A 17,561-nucleotide genomic window follows, 5' to 3' on the forward strand; every position below is an offset into this window, starting at 1 on the left:
GTGGTTGGCGCGAGCGCTGCTGTCAATCGCTTCCCGCGCGTTACACCCTAAGGTAGTTGTGTTTTAACAAAGCGCGTCTAGATTGTTGGTTTGCAACGGAGGCGATTATGAACGCGGCGCGACGGACACCGACACCGACGACCCCTGTGCGTTCCGATATCGAGGCGGCGCCCTTCCCCACACGGGAATATATCGGCGCGATGGCGCTGGAGATGGCGCGCATGGCCCGCGACGACGGGGACGGGCGCCTGGCGGCGATGCTGGAGCAGGTGGCCCAGGTCGCGGGCGCCCCGCCGGCCTGACCTACAGCGACGCCAGACCGCCCGGCAGCAGTTCCGCCCGGCCGGCCAGGCTGAGTTCCAGCAGGGCGGCGGCGACCTGGGCGACCGGCAGGTCCAGGGCGCGGGCGATCTCGTCGCGCGGCGTCGGCGTGGGCGACAGGAGGGCGGCGACCCGTTCCAGCAGGCCGTCGTCCAGATCGCCTTCGTAGATAAGCGAGGGCGCCGGGGGCTCGCTAAGCCCGCGCAGGGTGGTGAAGGCGCGTTCGATGTCCTCGATTCCTTCGCACAGGATGGCGCCCTGGCGCAGCAGTTCGTTGGGGCCGCGGGCCCGGGGATCCAGCGGCGAGCCCGGCACGGCGAAGACGTCGCGGCCCTGTTCGGCGGCCAGGCGCGCGGTGATCAGCGAACCGGACCGAATCTCGGCCTCGACCACCACCACGCCGCGCGACAGGCCCGAGATGATGCGGTTGCGGCGGGGGAAGTCGCGCGCCTGGGCGCGGGCGCCGATCGGGCTTTCGGAAACGACGCAGCCCCGGTCGACCACGCGGGCGTAGAGGTCGGCGTGTTCGGGCGGATAGATGTCGTCCACCCCTCCGCCCAGGACGGCCACGGTCCCGGTCGACAGGGCCCCCTCGTGGGCGGCGGCGTCGATGCCGCGCGCCAAGCCCGAGACGACGACATGGCCGGCCTGGCCCAGCTGATCGGCCAGGCCTCGCGCGATGCGCTGACCGCCGGCCGACGCGATGCGGGCGCCGACGACGGCGACGCAGGGGCGGGCCAGGAGTTCCGTTCGGCCGCGCGTCCACAGGACGGGCGGGGCAGGATCGAGCGCCGCCAGCCTCTCCGGATAGTCGGGATCGCCCAGCACCAGAAGTCGGGCGCCGATGCGATCTCCGGCCGCCAGTTCGCGCTCAACGGTTTCGGGTGGCGGGGGAATGGAGGCGGCTCCGGACTTGCGAACCAGGTCGGGCAGGGCCCCCAGCGCGCGGACGGCCGAACCATAGCGGCCCAGAAGCTGGGCGAAGGCGACGGGACCGATGCGGTCGGTGCGGGCCAGCCGCAGCCGTGCGAACCGCTCGGCCGCCGACAGGGTCACGCCTTCTTCGCCCCGATGCGCGGTTCCTGGCCCTTCAGCAGCCGGGCGATGTTCTCGTGGTGCCGGATCCAGATCAGCACGGCGGCGAAGACGGCCAGCGCCAGGATCGGCGCCGAGACCGGCAGGCCGACCGCCGCCAGCGGAAGCAGGGCCAGGAACGGCGCCGTCGCCGAGGAGATCAGGGCCGCCAGCGACGAATAGCGGAACAGGAAGGCGCAGATCAGCCACACGGCCCCCGCCATCAGGCCCAGCGGCCAGGCGGCCGCCAGCAGCAGGCCGTAGAAGGTGGCCACGCCCTTGCCGCCCTTGAACCTCAGCCAGATGGGGAAAAGGTGACCCAGGAAGGCCGCGCCGCCGGCGACGGCGCCGGCCAGTTCGCTGTCGAACAGGTGACGGGCGATCAGCAGGGCGGCGACGCCCTTGCCGGCGTCCAGCAGCAGGGTGGCCAGCGCCAGGTCCTTGCGGCCGGTGCGCAGGACGTTGGTCGCGCCGATATTGCCCGAGCCGATGTTGCGCACGTCTCCGGCGCCGGCCGCGCGGGTGATGACCACGCCGAACGGTATGGAGCCCAGCAGGTAGCCGCCCAGCGCCACGAGGGCGAGCGTCGCCACGGTCGGCGCGACCAGATCCTGCACGTTGATTCGCTCCCCTTGTCCTGTCGCGGCAAAATGCGTCGGCCGGCGGCGCGGAGCAAGGGCGATCCGACCTCTTGACCCGGCGATGCGGGCGCCGTCTGGTCCGGCGCGTTTCGCTGGAGACCTCGATGACCCGAATCCGGATGGCCGCCGCCGTGGCCCTGCTTCTGTCCACGAGCGGTTGCGTGGGCGCCGCGCCCACTTCGCGCGCGCCCGAACCGGGTCCGGCGTTGGCGGCCTATTTCGACTGCGTCCGGAACGGAGGCGTGGCGATCTCGGCGCACCGGGCGGTTTCGGCGATGGATCAACCGGAGAATTCCATCGCCGCGATCGAGGCGACGGGACGGGCGATCCCCAATGCGATCCTGGAGATCGACGCCGTGCTGACCCGGGACGGCCAGCTGGTGCTGATGCACGACGAGACGATGGAGCGGACGACGACAGGCCGGGGCCGGGTCGCGGATCTGACGCTGGCGCAGGTCAAGGCCGCCCGGCTGAAGGCGTCGAACGGCGCCCTGACCGACGCGTCGCCGCCGACCCTGGACGAAGCGCTGGACGCGGCCGGACGGGTCGGCGCCATCGCCAGCATCGACCTGAAGCCGGCGGACGGCGACAGCACGGTGGATCTGGCGCGGGCGGTGATCGACCAGGTCCGGCGCTCGCGGGCGCAGGATCGGGTGATCCTGATCACCTACACCGACGCCGACGCTCGGGCGGTGGCGGCCATGGCGCCGGAGATGATGATCTCGGCGGGCCTGAACGGGACCGAGGATCTGGCGGGGCTGAACCCGGCGCAGATCCTGGCCTGGACCGGGACGCGCGAGGAGCGGCCGGCGCTGTGGCGATCGCTGCGGGACGCGGGCGTCGAGGTGCAGTTCGGCACCCTGGGCGCGGAAGGCGTGCGCCGCGACGACCGCTATGCGGCCGACGGGGACGTGTCGGAATATCGCGACCTGTTCCTCCAGGGCGTGAGCGTGATCGCCACCGACACGCCGCTGGCGGTGAAGGGGGTGCTGGCGCCCCAGGTGGCCAAGGCGGCGACCTGTCCCCGCCCGCGCTGACCGCCGCGCCGACTTGCGCTCGATCAAGGCCGGCGATGATCGGATGGCGCACAAGCGGGCCATGAGCCAGATTTCAGACTTCGACATCGCCGTGGTCGGCGCCGGGCCGGCCGGCCTGGCCTTCGTGCGGTGCCTGGCGGGGGCGGGGCTGTCGGTCGCCCTGATCGAGGGACAGGACGAGGCGGCGCTGCGCGAGCCCGCCTTCGACGGGCGCGAGATCGCCCTGACCCATCATTCGATGCGTCTGTTGAAGACGATGGGCGCCTGGGATCGGATTCCGGCGGATCACATCTCCAACCTGCGCCAGGCGCGGGTGCTGGACGGCGGCTCGGCCTTCGCCCTGACGTTCGGGGCGAGGAACGCGGACCGGCTGGGGGTGCTGATCCCGAATCACCTGATCCGGCGCGCCCTGTTCGAAGTCGTCGAGGGCCAGGCGGGCGCGACCCTGATGGCGGGGCGGCGGGTGGCGGCCTGCCGTGTCCAGACCGCCGCCCCGCGCGGCCGGCTGACGCTGGACGACGGAACGACGATCCGCGCCAGGCTGGTGGTCGCGGCGGATTCGCGCTTTTCTTTCACGCGCGACCAGCTGGGCGTGGGGGCCGGGATCAACCGGCTGGGCCGGTCGATGATGGTGTGCCGGATACGCCACGACCAGCCGCACGGCCATGTGGCGACCGAATGGTTCGACCACGGCCAGACCGTCGCCCTGCTGCCCGTCGCCGACCCGGACCAGCGGGTGTCGTCGGTGGTGCTGACGCTGGCGACGCCGGCCGTGGCGGACCTGATGGGGATGTCGCCCGAGGCCTTCTCGGCCGAGATGGAGCGGCGGCTGAAGGGGCGGCTGAGCGGGCTGGCGCTGGTCGGGACGCGTCACGCCTATCCTCTGGCCACGACCTGGAGCCATCGGTTCGCGGGCCCGGGGTTCGCGCTGATCGGCGATGCGGCCGTGGGGATGCATCCGGTGACGGCCCACGGCTTCAACCTGGGCCTACGGGGGCAGGAGACCCTGGCCAAGGTCGTGCGGTCTGCGCGCGGCGGCGACATTGGGTCTGAGCGGCTGCTGGCCCGCTATCAGCACGAACACCGGCTGGCCAGCTGGCCCCTGTATCAGGGGACCAACGCCCTGGTGCGGCTGTTCACCGAAGAGACGCCGCCCGCCCGGCTGGCGCGCGGCCTGGCGCTCAGGGCCGGTCAGGCGAACGGGCCGTTCAAGGCGGTTGTGAAACGGACGCTGACGGCTTAGGCCGCCGTTCTCAGTGAACCTTGCGGCCCGCGACCCAGGTTCCGACCACCTTGCCCTGAAGCCGGCGGCCGTCGAAGGGGGAGTTCTTGGATTTGGAATGCAGGGCGTCGGCGTCGACGATGACGGGTGCGCCGGGGTCGAACAGGATCAGGTCGGCGGGCGCGCCTTCGGCCAGGACGCCGGCGTCGAGACCCAGGAGGGCGGCCGGGCCGTGGGTCAGCGGGCGCAGGACGTCGAGCAGGTCCAGACCGTCCTCGTGGTGCAGCGTCAGGGCGGCGGGCAGCAGGGTCTCCAGGCCCACGGCGCCGGGCGCGGCCTCGCTGAACGGGCGGCGCTTGTCCTCGGCCGGGGCGGGGGCGTGGGCGGAGGTGATGACGTCGATCAGGCCGTCGCGCACGGCCTCGATCAAGGCCTGACGATCCGCCTCGGATCGCAGCGGCGGGTCCAGTCGGTAGAAGGTGCGGTAGTCGCCGATGTCCACCTCGTTGAAGCACAGGTGGTTGATCGAGACGCTGACGGCGACCTCCAGCCCCTTGGCGCGGGCGCGGGCCAGGGTCTCCAGCGCGCCCTCGGTCGAGATCTGATCGACCAGGAAACGGGCGCCGGTCTGTTCGACCAGGGCCAGGTCGCGCTCCAGCCCGATGCGTTCGGCGATGGCCGGGCTGCCCGACAGGCCCAGGCGGGTGGCCAGTTCGCCGGAGGCGGCGACCGCGCCTTCCGTCAGCCAGGGGTCGGACGGACGGCAGGCGATCAGGGCGTTGAAGGCCGCGGCGTAGCTCATCACCCTTTGCAGGGTGCGGCTGTTGACGATGACCTTGTCGCCGTCGGTGAAATAGAGGGCGCCGGCCTCGTCCATCAGGCCGATCTCGGCCATGCGCTCGCCGCCCAGCGCCTTGGTCGCGGCGCCCGCCGCGCGGACATTGACCAGGTTCAGGGCCGCGCCGCGACGCTGGATGAAGTCGATCATCGCCGGGTCGTCGACGGCGGGGTCGGTGTCGGGCTGGACGACGATGGTGGTCACGCCCCCGGCGGCGGCGGCCAGGCTGGCGGACTTCAGCGTCTCCTTGGGCTCGGCGCCCGGTTCGCCGGTCTTGACCCGAATGTCGATCAGGCCGGGCGCGAGGCAGTGGCCGTCGCAGTCGATGATCTCGAAGTCGGTGCCGAGCTCAGTATGAAACTGCCGCTCGAATGCGACCTCTATGATCTTGCCGTGCTGGACGATGAGTGTGGCGGGGCCGTCCCTGCCTGTGGCCGGGTCCAGAAGGCGGGCATCCGAAAAGACGGTGATGGTGTCGCTCATGCGGCGTCTCCCCAGCGGGCGGAGAGGGAGGCCAGCACCGCCATGCGGGCGGCGACGCCCATCTCGACCTGATCCTGGATCAGGGAGACGTCCAGGTCGTCGGCGACGTCGGAATCGATCTCGACGCCCCGGTTCATCGGGCCGGGGTGCATGACCTTCGCCCCTTCATTGGCCCAGGCCAGTTTCTCGCGGTCCAGGCCCCAGAAGCGGAAGTATTCGCGAGTCGAGGGGACCAGGGCGCCGGCCATCCGCTCCAACTGCAACCGCAGCATCATCACCACGTCGCAGCCGGCGAGCCCCTCGCGCATGTCGTGAAACACCTCGCAGCCCCAGCGGTCGGCGTCGCCGGGCACCAAGGTCGGCGGGCCGATCAGGCGCACCCGCGCGCCCATCATCTGCAGCAGGGCGACGTTGGAGCGGGCCACGCGGCTGTGGGTGATGTCGCCGCAGATGGCGATGGTCAGGCTGGTCACGTCGCCAAGGGCGCGGCGCATGGACAGCAGGTCCAGCAGGGCCTGGGTCGGGTGTTCGTGGCGGCCGTCCCCGGCGTTGACCACCGCGCAGCCGACCTTCTGGCTGAGCAGTTCGGCGGCGCCCGAGGCCGAGTGACGCACAACCAGGATGTCTGGCTTCATGGCGTTTAGGGTGACCGCCGTGTCGATCAGGGTTTCGCCCTTCTTCACCGAGGAGGAGGCGACCGGCATGGTCACCACATCGGCGCCCAGCCGCTTGGCCGCGATCTCGAACGAGGAGGAGGTGCGGGTCGAGTTCTCGAAGAACAGGTTCACGACCGTGCGCCCGTGCAGCACGTCCAGCGCCTTGGATGACTGGCGATTGAAGTCGACGAAGGCGTCGCCGAGGTCCAGCAGCTGCGGAACGACGTAGGGGTTCAGGTCCGAGGCGGCCAGGAAATGGGCGCGGGGGAACGGGATCAGCCGCTCCTGGATGGTTTGTTCGGTGACGGTGGGCGGCTGGGTCATCGAGACGCGGCTATAGGCGGCCTTCACGCCAAATGGAACAGCGCCAGGAACAGCGGCATGGTTATCGCCCCGCCGACGGTGGTCAGGGCGATGACCCCGGCCATCAGAGGCGCATCCCCGCCCATCTGTCGCGCCAGCATGTAGGATGCTGCGGCGCCAGGCGTCGCGCCGCACAGCATGGCCAGGGCCTGGGCCAGCTGGTCGCCGCCCAGCAACCGGCAGACGCCCCACATCAGGAAGGGCATGACCAGCAGCTTGACGACCGAAACCCCGCCGACGGTGATCCGGCGCCGCGCCACCTCGGCGAAGCTGAGGCCCGCGCCCGCGACGATCAGGCCCAGCGGCAGGGCCGCGCCGCCGATCAGCTCCAGAATGCGCGACAGGACCGGAAAGTCCGGCGCGCCGGCGAAGTTCAGCATCAGGCCGATCAGGCAGGCCATCAGGATCGGGTTCTTCAGCATGGCCGTGAGCAAGGCCAGGGGCGAGACGCCCCGCTGATCGGCGCCCCAGCGCGCCAGCACGGCGACGCAGGCGATGTTGGTGACGGGAATTATGCAGGCGATCATGACGGCGGCGACGGCCAGACCCTGGGGCCCGAACGCCGCCTGAACCACGGGCAGGAAGACGAAGCTGTTCCAGCGGATCACGCCCTGGAAGACGCTGGTGTAGGCCGGGCCGTCCAGGCGGATCAGCGGCTTGGCCGCCAACGCCAAGGCGGCGACCACGATCACCGACGCCACCGCCGCGCCGCCGGCCGGGCCCGCGCTGTCGCCCGCCAGGTCGGCATGCCAGATCGCCGGGATCAGAAAGCCGGGATAGAGGATGTTGATCGACAGCTTCTCGATCGGCCGCCAGGCGGCGTCGGGCAGGAAATCCGACTTGCGCAGGCCATAGCCCAGGGCGATCAGCACGAAGACCGGCGCGATGCCGAGAAACAGGCCGCCCACTAGACCCAGGTCGCCTGGTCGCGAACCCGGTCCAGCGCGCCCTGCAGGATCCAGGCGGCGGCGGTGCGGTCGACCACGCCGGCGCGGCGCTTGCGGTTCAGGTCCAGTTCGTCGATCAGGAAGCGTTCGACCGCGCTGGTCGACAGCCGCTCGTCCCAGAAGGCGACGTTGACGGGGCGCAGCCGTTCCAGATTGCGGGCGAAGGCGCGGCACGATTGGGCGCGCGGACCTTCGGTTCCGTCCATGTTGATCGGCAGGCCGACGACCAGGGCCGAGACCTTGCGGTGCGCCATCAGCTTGAACAGATGTTCGGCCTCCAGCGTGAACTTGGACTTGCGGATCAGCTCCAGCGGGGAGGCGATCATGCGGGTGGCGTCCGACACGGCGACGCCGATGGTCTTCTCGCCCAGGTCCAGCCCCATCCACGGCGTGTCGGGCGGGCAGGCGGCGGGCAGGTCGAGGAGGTCGAGGACGGGCACGGGCCGGGCGGTAGGCCCCAAAGCGCCGGAAGTCAAAGTCATCGCCTTGTGAAACCGGGGTCGGAACGCTAATCCGACCCCTTCGAATTCAACTTGAGTGTGGAATCCCAAATTCCACCGTGTGTTTGGAGGGCCGCATGGCCATCGACGCCGCGACGGTGCGCAAGGTGGCGCATCTCGCCCGGATCAAGACCCCCGAGGACCGGCTGGAGCCGCTGGCGCAGGAGCTGAACGGCATCATGCAGTGGATCGAGCAGCTGAACGAGGTCGATGTCGACGGCGTCGAGCCCATGACCTCGAACGTCGCCCAGCCGCTGCGCCTGCGCGACGACGTGGTGACCGACGGCGGCAAGATCGCCGACGTCCTGTCCAACGCGCCCAAGTCGGCGGACGGCTTCTTCGTCGTGCCCAAGGTGGTCGAATAGTCATGAGCGACCTGACCAAGCTGACCCTGAAGGGCGCCGTCGACGGCCTGAAGGCCAAGGCCTTCACCTCGGCCGAGATCACCCAGGCCTTCCTGACCAATATCGCGGCGTCGAACCCGACGCTGAACGCCTATGTCGAGGTGACGGCGGACAAGGCGCTGGAGATGGCCAAGGCGTCCGACGCCCGGCTGGCGGCGGGGCAGGGCGGGGCGCTGGAAGGCGCGCCGCTGGGGATCAAGGACCTGTTCTGCACCGACGGCGTGCAGACGACGGCCGGCTCCAACATGCTGCGCGGCTTCGTTCCGCCCTATGAATCGACCGTCACCGCCAATCTGTGGCGCGACGGGGCGGTGATGCTGGGCAAGCTGAACATGGACGAGTTCGCCATGGGCTCGTCCAACGAGACCAGCGCCTTCGGGCCGGTGAAGAATCCGTGGAAGTCCAAGGCGTCGAACGCCGAACTGACGCCAGGCGGATCGTCGGGCGGCTCGGCCTCGGCGGTGGCGGCGGACCTGTGCCTGGCCGCGACGGCGTCGGACACCGGCGGATCGATCCGCCAGCCAGCCGCCTTCACCGGCACGGTGGGCATCAAGCCGACCTACGGCCGCGCCAGCCGGTTCGGGATGGTGGCCTTCGCCAGTTCGCTGGACCAGGCCGGGCCGATCACCAAGACGGTCGAGGACGCGGCCCTGTTGCTGAAGTCCATGTGCTCGTTCGATCCGAAGGATTCGACCAGCCTGGACGTCGAGACGCCGGACTGGACCGCCTCGGTCGGTCAGTCCGTGAAGGGCCTGCGCATCGGCGTGCCGCGCGAATACGTCGTGGACGGCATGCCCGCCGAAATCCAGGCGCTTTGGGACCAGGGCGTCGAATGGCTGAAGGCCGCGGGCTGCGAGATCGTCGACATCAGCCTGCCGCACACCAAATACGCCCTGCCGACCTATTACATCGTGGCGCCGGCCGAGGCGTCGTCCAACCTTGCGCGCTACGACGGCATGCGCTTCGGCCATCGCGCGGCCGAGGCCAAGTCGCTGACGGACCTGTACGAGACCAGCCGGGCGGAAGGCTTCGGCAAGGAGGTGCAGCGTCGCCTGACCATCGGCGCCTATGTGCTGTCGGCCGGATTCTATGACGCCTATTACGTCCGTGCGCTGAAGGTGCGTCGCCGCATCGCCGAGGACTTCGACAAGGTCTGGGGCCAGGTGGACGCCATCCTGACGCCGTCCACGCCGTCGGCGGCCTTCGCCCTGGGCGACAAGCAGATCGATCCGGTGACCATGTATCTGAACGACGTCTTCACGGTGACGGCCAACCTGGCCGGCCTGCCGGGCCTTTCGGTGCCGGCGGGCGTGGACTCCGGCGGCCTGCCGCTGGGCCTGCAGGTCATCGGCAAGGCGCTGGACGAGGCGACGGTCTTCCGTGTCGGCAAGGCGCTGGAAGACGCGGCGGGCTTTGCGGCCAAGCCCGAGACGTGGTGGTAGGAAGGTCGCATTGACGCCCGCTCGGCGCGGGCGTTTGATGATCCCGAACGACAACGCCTTGGGAGCGAACCATGGGCGAGCGGACGGGAAACGATCACCGCGACCTGATCAAGCAGGTGCTGGACGACGGGGCCGGGCCCGCGCGGTCGGCGCTGGCGGCGTCGTGGCGACGGTCCATGACCCTGTACGGCCTGGACCCCGAGAGCCGCGGCCAGGTCGCCACCCTGACGGAAACCCAGCTGCGCGCGGCGCGTGAGGCGATGGAGCCGATGACCCGCGCGGCCCAAGGCGTGCTGGATCGGTTGTTCCTGGCGGTCGGGGACGCGGGCTGCTGCGTCCTGCTGTGCGACGCCGAGGGCGTGCCGGTGGAGCGGCGCGGCGCGGCGACCGACGACGAGACCTTTCACCGCTGGGGCCTGTGGCCCGGCGCCGTCTGGTCGGAAGCTGTCGAGGGGACCAACGGCATCGGCACGGCCCTGGCCGAGAAGCGGCCCGTGACCATCCACCGCGACCAGCATTTCCACGCCCGCAATACGGGACTGAGCTGCACCAGCCATCCGATCCACGATCCGCTGGGGCGGCTGGCGGGGGCGCTGGACGTCTCGTCGTGCCGGGCGGATCAGACCGAGGCCATGCTGGGGCTGATCGCCGCCGCCGTGGCCGACGCCGCGCGGGCGATCGAGGCCCAGGCCTTCCGCCAGGCCTTCGCCGAGGCGCGCATCGTGCTGGCCGGCGACGCGGCCGAGCGCAACACCGCCGCCCTGCTGGCGGTCGACCGGCACGATCTGGTCGTGGGCGCGACGCGGGCGGCGCGGCTGGCGCTGTCGATTACGGACGAACGGATCGCCGGACAACTGGCGGCGTCGGAGGTGCTGGGCGGCGCCGGCGGCATCGAGGCGGACCTCTTGGAAGCCGAGCGCGGGGCGGTGCGGCGCGCCCTGGCGCGGAACGGGGGCAACGTCTCGGCCGCGGCACGGGCGCTGGGCGTCAGCCGGGCGACCCTGCATCGCAAGCTGCATCGCCTGGGCTTGGCCGGCGCGCCTCACTAAGCCCATCTGTCGCAAGGCTGAGACAGGTTTGCGCCGCACCATGAGCGGCCGGTCTGGCGAAAAGGCCGCGGCGGGCGGAGCTTCCGGTCCCAACGACGTCGATCAGCGACGCCCGAGGAACCGTCAGGAGGCTTTGATGACCAAACCCGAATTCGTCCGCGCCGCGACCCCCAAGTTCAAGGCGCGCTATGACAACTTCATCGGCGGACAGTGGGTCCCGCCGGTCAACGGCCGCTACTTCGAGAACACCTCCCCGGTGAACGGCCGCGTCCTGTGCGAGGTCGCCCGATCGGACGCGGCCGATGTCGAAAAGGCCCTGGACGCCGCCCATGCCGCCAAGGACGCCTGGGGCCGGACCAGCGTGGCCGAACGCGCCGTCATCCTGAACAGGATCGCCGACCGGATCGAACAGAACCTGCAGGCCGTCGCCGAGGCCGAGACCTGGGACAACGGCAAGCCGGTGCGCGAGACCCTGGCCGCCGACATTCCCCTGGCCATAGACCACTTCCGCTATTTCGCCGGCTGCATCCGCGCGCAGGAAGGCGGCATCTCGGAACTGGACCACGACACGGTCGCCTATCACTTCCACGAACCGCTGGGCGTGGTCGGCCAGATCATTCCCTGGAACTTCCCGATCCTGATGGCCGCCTGGAAGATCGCCCCGGCCCTGGCGGCGGGCAATTGCATCGTGCTGAAGCCGGCCGAACAGACGCCGGCGTCGATCCTGCTGGTGGTCGAGCTGATCCAGGACCTGCTGCCGGCGGGCGTGCTGAACATCGTGTCGGGCACCGGACCGGAGGTCGGAGAGCCGCTGGCGACCAATCCGCGCATCGCCAAGATCGCCTTCACCGGCTCGACCGCCGTCGGACAGAAGATCATGGAGTACGCCACCAAGAACATCATTCCGGTGACGCTTGAGCTGGGCGGCAAGTCGCCCAACATCTTCTTCAAGGACGTGATGGATCACGACGACGCCTTCCTGGACAAGGCGCTGGAGGGCTTCGCCATGTTCGCCCTAAACCAGGGCGAGGTCTGCACCTGCCCCAGTCGGGCTTTGATCCACGAGGACATCTATGACGCCTTCATCGAGAAGGCGATCGCGCGTGTCGAGGCCATCAAACAGGGCGACCCGCTGAACCCGGAAACCCAGGTCGGCGCCCAGGCGTCGGACCAGCAGCTGAAGAAGATCCTGGGCTATCTGAACCTGGGCAAGGACGAGGGCGCCGAGGTTCTGACCGGCGGGGACCAGGCGGTGCTCAAGGACGACCTGGCGGGCGGCTATTACGTCAAGCCAACCGTGTTCAAGGGCACGAACGACATGCGCATCTTCCAGGAGGAGATCTTCGGCCCGGTGCTGGCCGTGACCACCTTCAAGACGCTGGACGAGGCGATCGCCATCGCCAACGACACCGAATACGGCCTGGGCGCCGGGGTGTGGTCGCGCGACATGAACACCGCCTATCGCGCGGGCCGCGCCATCCAGGCGGGCCGCGTCTGGACCAACTGCTATCACCAGTATCCGGCCCACGCGGCGTTCGGCGGCTACAAGAAGTCGGGCATCGGGCGCGAGAACCACCGGATGATGCTGGACCACTATCAGCAGACCAAGAACCTGCTGGTCAGCTACAGCCCCGACAAGCTCGGCTTCTTCTGACCTGGATCAAGGACGGCCGCGCGTCGGCCGTCCATCCTCACCGTGCTCTCCGCTTCCTCCCCGAGAGAGCACCTGCCTGGGCGGACCGATGTCCTGCTTTCGGTCCGCCCGCTCTTTTTCCCGAGAGAGGTGTCCCATGCCAAAGACCATGAAGGCCGCCGTGGTGCGCGCGTTCGGCCAGCCGCTGACCATCGACGAGGTGGCCGTGCCCGAACCGGGCCCCGGCCAGATCCAGGTCAAGATCGAGGCGTCCGGCGTCTGCCACACCGACCTGCACGCCGCCGAGGGCGACTGGCCGGTGAAGCCCAACCCGCCCTTCATCCCCGGCCATGAGGGCGTCGGCTACGTCTCGGCGGTCGGCGCGGGCGTCAAGCTGGTCAAGGAAGGTGACCGGGTCGGCGTGCCGTGGCTCTACTCCGCCTGCGGCCACTGCAAGCACTGTCTGGGCGGCTGGGAGACCCTGTGCCACGAGCAGGAGAACACCGGCTATTCGGTCAACGGCGGTTTCGCCGAATACGCCATCGCCGATCCCGACTATGTCGGCCACCTGCCCGACAACGTCGACTTCACAGAGATCGCGCCGATCCTGTGCGCCGGCGTGACGGTCTACAAAGGGCTGAAGATGACGGACACCAGGCCGGGCGACTGGGTGGTGATCTCGGGCATCGGCGGTCTGGGGCACGTGGCGGTGCAGTACGCCAAGGCCATGGGCATGAACGTGGCCGCCGTGGACGTGGACGACGCCAAGCTGGACCTGGCCCGGCGCCTGGGCGCGACGGTGACGGTCAACGCCAAGACCTCCAACGACCCGGCCGCCGACATCAAGGCCCAGACCGACGGCGGCGCGCAGGGCGTTCTGGTCACGGCGGTGTCGCCCAAGGCGTTCGAACAGGCGGTCAACATGACGGCGCGCGGAGCGACCATCGCCCTGAACGGCCTGCCGCCGGGCGAATTCCCGCTGTCGATCTTCGACATGGTGCTGAACGGCACGACGGTGCGCGGCTCCATCGTCGGCACGCGGCTGGACCTGCAGGAGGCGCTTCAGTTCGCCGGCGAGGGAAAGGTCAAGGCGACCGTCTCCGTCGAGCCGCTGGAGAACATCAACGACATCTTCCAGCGAATGCACAAGGGCCAGATCGAGGGCCGGGTGGTGATGAAGCTCAACTGATCCCGGCGGGATCGGAATGCAAAAAAGGGCGGCCGGAGCGCATCCGGCCGCCCTTCCTGTTTCAGGCTGTTCGGCCTCAGGCCGCGGGCAGGGCCTTCAGGTCGGCGTCGATGGCGGCGATCACGGCGTCGGTGATGTGACCCTGCGAGAAGGGGGCGACCTGGCGCAGGGTCATGCCCTTGAACTGGCCATAGGCGGGATGATCGGCCAGGCCCGGCAGGTGCTTGTCCATCACCGTCTTGGTCGCCGGGTCGGCGACCAGGGCTTCGATGGAGCTTTCGATGGTGGGCCGCGCCGCGGCGGGCGCATGGCCGGCGTGGGCCGAATGGTCTTCAGCGGGGGCGGGGGCGGTCTGGGCGGAGGCGGCCCCGGCAAGCAGCAGGGTAGCGGCGGCGGCGGCGAAGACGGTCTTGGTCATGGGAATCTCCATTGGGAAGACGAAGATGAGCGCGGTTTCGCGACATCCTCAAGACAGCCTCTTTCTCCGCGCCCGGCGGAGCGCTAGGACGGGCGCATGACCGATACCGCGAACACCAAGTTGATCCAGGGCCGGACCGGCCCGTGGGAAATCGTCATGGGGCTGGAGATCCACGCCCAGGTGGCCTCCAGGGCCAAGCTGTTCTCCGGGGCCGCCGTCGGCTTCGGCGCCGGGCCGAACGAGCAGGTGTCGCTGGTGGACGCGGGCTTTCCCGGCATGCTGCCGACGCTGAACAGGCACTGCGTCGAACAGGCGGTGAAGACGGGCCTGGGCCTGCGCGCCAAGATCAACAGGCGCAGCCAGTTCGACCGCAAGAACTATTTCTATCCCGACCTGCCGACCGGCTATCAGATCAGCCAGCTGTTCTATCCGATCGTCGGCGAAGGCGTGGTCGAGGTGGAGGCCGAGGATGGCAGCTTCTTCAACGTCGGCATCGAGCGGCTGCACCTGGAGCAGGACGCGGGCAAGCTGATCCACGACCTGTCGCCGACCGAAAGCTATGTCGACCTGAACCGAGCGGGCACGGCCCTGATGGAGATCGTCTCCAAGCCGGACCTGCGCAGCCCGGAAGAGGCGGTCGCCTACGTCAAGAAGATCAGGACCATCCTGATCTACCTGGGCACCTGCGACGGGGACATGGAGAAGGGCAATCTGCGCGCCGACGTGAACGTGTCGGTCTGCCGGGCCGGGAACTACGACAAGTTCAAGGAAACGGGCGACTTCAGCTATCTGGGCACGCGCTGCGAGATCAAGAACGTCAACAGCTTCCGCTTCATCTCCCAGGCCATCCAGTACGAGGCGCGTCGCCAGATCGAGATCATCGAGGACGGCGGCGCGGTCGTGCAGGAGACGCGCCTGTTCGACCCGACCAAAGGCGAGACCCGCTCGATGCGGTCCAAGGAAGAGGCGATGGACTATCGCTACTTCCCCGACCCGGACCTGCTGCCGCTGGACCTGGAAGAGGCGTGGATCGCTGACATCAAGGCGTCGCTGCCGGAGCTGCCCGACGAGAAGCGCAAGCGGCTGATGAGCGAATACGGCCTGTCGCAGTACGACGCTGTGGTGCTGATCTCGGAACAGGCCAAGGCCGATTACTTCGAGGCGGCGGCCAAGGGGAGGGACGCCAAACTGGTGTCCAACTGGGTCACGAACGAGGTCTCGGCGCGCCTGGCCGCCGACGGCAAGGACTTCAGCGAGAACCCGCTGCCGGCCGCGCACGTGGCCGAACTGGTCAAGCTGATCGAGGAAGGCGTCATCTCCTCCAAGATCGCCAAGGAGGTGTTCGACCACGTCTGGAACGGCGAAGGCTCGCCCTCCGAGGTGGTGGAGAAGCACGGCCTGAAGCAGGTGACCGACACCGGCGCCATCGAGAAGGCGGTCGACGAGATCATCGCCGCCAACCCCGACAAGGCGGCGGCGGTGGCCGAAAAGCCCCAGGCCATCGGCTGGTTCGTCGGCCAGGTCATGAAGGCCACCGGCGGCAAGGCCAATCCGGCGGCCGTCAACGACATCCTGAAGGCCAAGCTCGGCCTCTGAGCCGCCGCCGAAAAAGGGGCCCGGAGATTGCTCTCCGGGCCCCCTTGTCCTGCGCGGCTACCAGCTCCAGGCGTTGCGGATCACCTCGATGATGTATCCGTCGTATTCGTCGATCAGGTAGATCGTATTGTCGACCGCCACCCAGCGCGTGCCTTCGGGCGGATAGCCCAGGCCGTAGGTCCGCCAGTCGTCCAGGCGATAGCGCCAGAAGGTGTCGGGCAGATACTGCCCCACCGACCAGGTCCGGCCCCAGTAGGAGCGCGGGACGCTGTAGTAGCCCCAGCCCGGCGCGAAATAGAAGCCGATCCGCACGCCGCTGTAGCCCCGGAAACGTCGGTCGTTCCGCCACCAGTCGGCGCGATGGTTGCGGTAGAAATCCCGCCGCCACTGGTCACGGTCGAAGCGGCGATGGAAGTCGCCATGATCGCGGTCGCGGCCCGGTCGGTTCCACCCGTCTCCAGGGCGGTCGGGACGGCCCGGACGGTTCCAGCCCTGGCCCGGACGATCCGGCCGGTCGGGGCGGTTCCAACCTTCGTTGGGTCGGTCGGGCCGGTTGGGGCGATCCGGGCGATTGGGGCCGTCCGGGCGATCCGGTCGGCCTTCGGAACCGCCAGGACGAGCCGGCCCGTCGCCGGGTCGGTCGGGTGGATTGGGGCGATCAGGGCGGTCCGGCCGAGTGGGCCGGACGCCGGGCGTGCCGGGCCTGTCCGGTCGATCGGGGCGGTTCCACCCCTCATTGGGTCGGTCGGGCCGGCTGGGACGATCCGGCCGGTCGCCGCCGACGTTCGGACGGGCCGGGCGCTCGGGCCTGTCCGGGCGCGGCGGACGGGGCGTCTCTCCGCGCGTTTCCCGGGACGGCCGCGGGGAGCGGTCTTCGGTCCGGGGCGCGCGGCGCTCGATGGACGGACGTTGCGGGCGTTCGGCCCGATCCTCGCGCTCCTGCGCCAGGGCCTGGACCGGCGCCGACAGCGGTCCGGCCAGGGCGGCGACGGCGGTGAAGGCCATCAGCAGGCGTTTCATGGCTTCTCTTCCTCGAATGCCGCCTTCCTGCGGCTTGTGGTCCACTGTCGCGCCCGGTCCATGAACCCGATCTGAACGCCGTTCGGCGCGCCGCGCGCGCGGAAAACCCCGCGAGTGGGGCTCGCGGGGTCTGCAGGCGGTTTCCGGACGGCGTCAGTAGACGTTGGACAGGACGCTGGCGATCAGGCCGGTGGCGACCGCGACCAACAGGATGTCGCTGCCCGCATGGACGTAGCGATAGCCGCGCGGCGCCGGGCGAAGGCCGTAGAAGTAGGGATCGCTGACATAGTAGCCGCGGTACTGGGCGGGCAGGTAGCCGCCGGTCCGCCAGCGATAACCGTAATAGCGCGGCTCGACCCGATAATAGCCGTGACCCGGCGCGTACCAGTAGTTCCGACGCGGGCCGGTGTAGCCGCGGAAATCGGAACGGCCGCGCCACCAGTTGGCGTTGCCGCGATCCCAGCGGTCGTCGCGGCGCTCGTCGCGATAGTCCCGCCGGTCGTCGCGGCGATCCTGGCGGTAGTCGCCGCGATTGCGGTAGTCGCCCTGGCGCCAGTCGCGTCGGTCGTCACGGCGCTCGTTGCGGAAGTCTCGGCGGTCGTCGCGGCGATCCTGGCGGTATTCGCGCCGGTCGCGGCTCTGGGCCTCTGCGAGCATGGGGACGGCCGTGGTCGACAGCGCGAGGGCGACGACAGCGGCTTTGGTCAGGCGGTTCATCTGCTGCTCCG

At 69.6% G+C, this 17,561-nt stretch carries 18 protein-coding genes; 9 read left to right on the forward strand and 9 right to left on the reverse strand.

What is annotated here, in order from left to right; genetic code table 11:
- Positions 1-146: 146 nt before the first annotated feature.
- Complete coding sequence (locus M8231_RS05825) at positions 147-302, forward strand: hypothetical protein (protein WP_249750817.1); 156 nt, start codon at positions 147-149, stop codon at positions 300-302.
- A gap of 1 nt (position 303) precedes the next feature.
- On the opposite strand, the gene dprA is transcribed toward M8231_RS05825, so the two are convergent.
- Positions 304-1,377, reverse strand: coding sequence for a DNA-processing protein DprA (dprA, locus tag M8231_RS05830; RefSeq protein ID WP_249750816.1), 1,074 nt, complete (start codon positions 1,375-1,377; stop codon positions 304-306).
- Entirely contained in the window at positions 1,374-2,012 is a 639-nt protein-coding gene (gene plsY / locus M8231_RS05835) for a glycerol-3-phosphate 1-O-acyltransferase PlsY (RefSeq protein ID WP_249750815.1), read from the reverse strand. The genes dprA and plsY overlap by 4 nt, the downstream gene beginning before the upstream one ends.
- A 128-nt stretch (positions 2,013-2,140) precedes the next feature.
- On the opposite strand from plsY, the gene M8231_RS05840 reads away from it, so the two are divergent.
- Both M8231_RS05840 and ubiM read left to right on the forward strand, forming a co-directional pair.
- A complete protein-coding gene (locus M8231_RS05840) occupies positions 2,141-3,073 on the forward strand; it encodes a glycerophosphodiester phosphodiesterase family protein (protein WP_250202437.1) in 933 nt (310 codons plus the stop codon).
- Positions 3,074-3,134: 61 nt separating this feature from the next.
- A complete protein-coding gene (ubiM, locus tag M8231_RS05845; RefSeq protein ID WP_250202438.1) occupies positions 3,135-4,316 on the forward strand; it encodes a 5-demethoxyubiquinol-8 5-hydroxylase UbiM in 1,182 nt (393 codons plus the stop codon).
- Positions 4,317-4,326: 10 nt separating this feature from the next.
- On the opposite strand, the gene pyrC is transcribed toward ubiM, so the two are convergent.
- Genes pyrC through ruvX form a run of 4 tightly spaced genes read right to left on the reverse strand, consistent with a single transcriptional unit; the run spans position 4,327 to position 8,022 of the window.
- The gene (gene pyrC, locus M8231_RS05850; RefSeq protein WP_249750813.1) at positions 4,327-5,616 is read right to left on the reverse strand and encodes a dihydroorotase; all 1,290 of its coding nucleotides are present in this window, start codon (positions 5,614-5,616) and stop codon (positions 4,327-4,329) included.
- Complete coding sequence (locus M8231_RS05855) at positions 5,613-6,596, reverse strand: aspartate carbamoyltransferase catalytic subunit (protein ID WP_249750812.1); 984 nt, start codon at positions 6,594-6,596, stop codon at positions 5,613-5,615. Before M8231_RS05855 ends, pyrC begins: the two co-directional genes overlap by 4 nt.
- Before the next feature lie 23 nt (positions 6,597-6,619).
- A complete protein-coding gene (locus tag M8231_RS05860; RefSeq protein ID WP_249750811.1) occupies positions 6,620-7,543 on the reverse strand; it encodes an AEC family transporter in 924 nt (307 codons plus the stop codon).
- Positions 7,543-8,022, reverse strand: a complete 480-nt coding sequence (gene ruvX, locus M8231_RS05865; protein ID WP_249750810.1) for a Holliday junction resolvase RuvX — start codon at positions 8,020-8,022, stop codon at positions 7,543-7,545. Before ruvX ends, M8231_RS05860 begins: the two co-directional genes overlap by 1 nt.
- A gap of 137 nt (positions 8,023-8,159) precedes the next feature.
- Between ruvX and gatC the strand changes: the two genes are divergently transcribed.
- The 5 genes from gatC (at position 8,160) to adhP (ending at position 13,799) form a co-directional block, all read left to right on the forward strand.
- Positions 8,160-8,447: an Asp-tRNA(Asn)/Glu-tRNA(Gln) amidotransferase subunit GatC gene (gene gatC / locus M8231_RS05870; protein WP_249750809.1), complete on the forward strand. Its 288-nt coding sequence runs from the start codon at positions 8,160-8,162 to the stop codon at positions 8,445-8,447.
- 2 nt (positions 8,448-8,449) lie between these two features.
- Positions 8,450-9,928, forward strand: a complete 1,479-nt coding sequence (gene gatA, locus M8231_RS05875; RefSeq protein ID WP_250202439.1) for an Asp-tRNA(Asn)/Glu-tRNA(Gln) amidotransferase subunit GatA — start codon at positions 8,450-8,452, stop codon at positions 9,926-9,928.
- Positions 9,929-9,999: 71 nt separating this feature from the next.
- Positions 10,000-10,977: a GAF domain-containing protein gene (locus M8231_RS05880; RefSeq protein ID WP_249750807.1), complete on the forward strand. Its 978-nt coding sequence runs from the start codon at positions 10,000-10,002 to the stop codon at positions 10,975-10,977.
- 136 nt (positions 10,978-11,113) lie between these two features.
- Positions 11,114-12,631, forward strand: a complete 1,518-nt coding sequence (gene exaC / locus M8231_RS05885) for an acetaldehyde dehydrogenase ExaC (RefSeq protein WP_249750806.1) — start codon at positions 11,114-11,116, stop codon at positions 12,629-12,631.
- A gap of 136 nt (positions 12,632-12,767) precedes the next feature.
- Entirely contained in the window at positions 12,768-13,799 is a 1,032-nt protein-coding gene (adhP, locus tag M8231_RS05890; RefSeq protein ID WP_250202440.1) for an alcohol dehydrogenase AdhP, read from the forward strand.
- A gap of 76 nt (positions 13,800-13,875) precedes the next feature.
- Here adhP and M8231_RS05895 read toward each other — a convergent pair whose 3' ends face one another.
- A complete protein-coding gene (locus M8231_RS05895) occupies positions 13,876-14,217 on the reverse strand; it encodes a hypothetical protein (protein WP_249750804.1) in 342 nt (113 codons plus the stop codon).
- A gap of 96 nt (positions 14,218-14,313) precedes the next feature.
- On the opposite strand from M8231_RS05895, the gene gatB reads away from it, so the two are divergent.
- Complete coding sequence (gene gatB, locus M8231_RS05900; protein ID WP_249750803.1) at positions 14,314-15,813, forward strand: Asp-tRNA(Asn)/Glu-tRNA(Gln) amidotransferase subunit GatB; 1,500 nt, start codon at positions 14,314-14,316, stop codon at positions 15,811-15,813.
- 57 nt (positions 15,814-15,870) lie between these two features.
- On the opposite strand, the gene M8231_RS16885 is transcribed toward gatB, so the two are convergent.
- Complete coding sequence (locus M8231_RS16885) at positions 15,871-16,833, reverse strand: RcnB family protein (RefSeq protein WP_283843737.1); 963 nt, start codon at positions 16,831-16,833, stop codon at positions 15,871-15,873.
- A 153-nt stretch (positions 16,834-16,986) separates the two neighbouring features.
- Positions 16,987-17,550, reverse strand: coding sequence for an RcnB family protein (locus M8231_RS05910; protein ID WP_249750802.1), 564 nt, complete (start codon positions 17,548-17,550; stop codon positions 16,987-16,989).
- Positions 17,551-17,561 lie beyond the last annotated feature (11 nt).

The sequence above is a fragment of the Brevundimonas albigilva genome (genome assembly GCF_023573565.1).
Taxonomy (GTDB): Bacteria; Pseudomonadota; Alphaproteobacteria; order Caulobacterales; family Caulobacteraceae; genus Brevundimonas; species Brevundimonas albigilva.

What these genes read in the sequence shown, in the direction of transcription:
- M8231_RS05910 (WP_249750802.1), bottom strand. Translation starts at nt 17,550, where the DNA reads ATGAACCGCCTGACCAAAGCCGCTGTCGTCGCCCTCGCGCTGTCGACC.
- M8231_RS05840 (WP_250202437.1), top strand. Translation starts at nt 2,141, where the DNA reads ATGACCCGAATCCGGATGGCCGCCGCCGTGGCCCTGCTTCTGTCCACG.
- pyrC (WP_249750813.1), bottom strand. Translation starts at nt 5,616, where the DNA reads ATGAGCGACACCATCACCGTCTTTTCGGATGCCCGCCTTCTGGACCCG.
- gatA (WP_250202439.1), top strand. Translation starts at nt 8,450, where the DNA reads ATGAGCGACCTGACCAAGCTGACCCTGAAGGGCGCCGTCGACGGCCTG.
- adhP (WP_250202440.1), top strand. Translation starts at nt 12,768, where the DNA reads ATGCCAAAGACCATGAAGGCCGCCGTGGTGCGCGCGTTCGGCCAGCCG.
- gatC (WP_249750809.1), top strand. Translation starts at nt 8,160, where the DNA reads ATGGCCATCGACGCCGCGACGGTGCGCAAGGTGGCGCATCTCGCCCGG.
- M8231_RS05880 (WP_249750807.1), top strand. Translation starts at nt 10,000, where the DNA reads ATGGGCGAGCGGACGGGAAACGATCACCGCGACCTGATCAAGCAGGTG.
- exaC (WP_249750806.1), top strand. Translation starts at nt 11,114, where the DNA reads ATGACCAAACCCGAATTCGTCCGCGCCGCGACCCCCAAGTTCAAGGCG.
- M8231_RS05855 (WP_249750812.1), bottom strand. Translation starts at nt 6,596, where the DNA reads ATGACCCAGCCGCCCACCGTCACCGAACAAACCATCCAGGAGCGGCTG.
- M8231_RS16885 (WP_283843737.1), bottom strand. Translation starts at nt 16,833, where the DNA reads ATGAAACGCCTGCTGATGGCCTTCACCGCCGTCGCCGCCCTGGCCGGA.
- gatB (WP_249750803.1), top strand. Translation starts at nt 14,314, where the DNA reads ATGACCGATACCGCGAACACCAAGTTGATCCAGGGCCGGACCGGCCCG.
- ubiM (WP_250202438.1), top strand. Translation starts at nt 3,135, where the DNA reads ATGAGCCAGATTTCAGACTTCGACATCGCCGTGGTCGGCGCCGGGCCG.
- M8231_RS05895 (WP_249750804.1), bottom strand. Translation starts at nt 14,217, where the DNA reads ATGACCAAGACCGTCTTCGCCGCCGCCGCCGCTACCCTGCTGCTTGCC.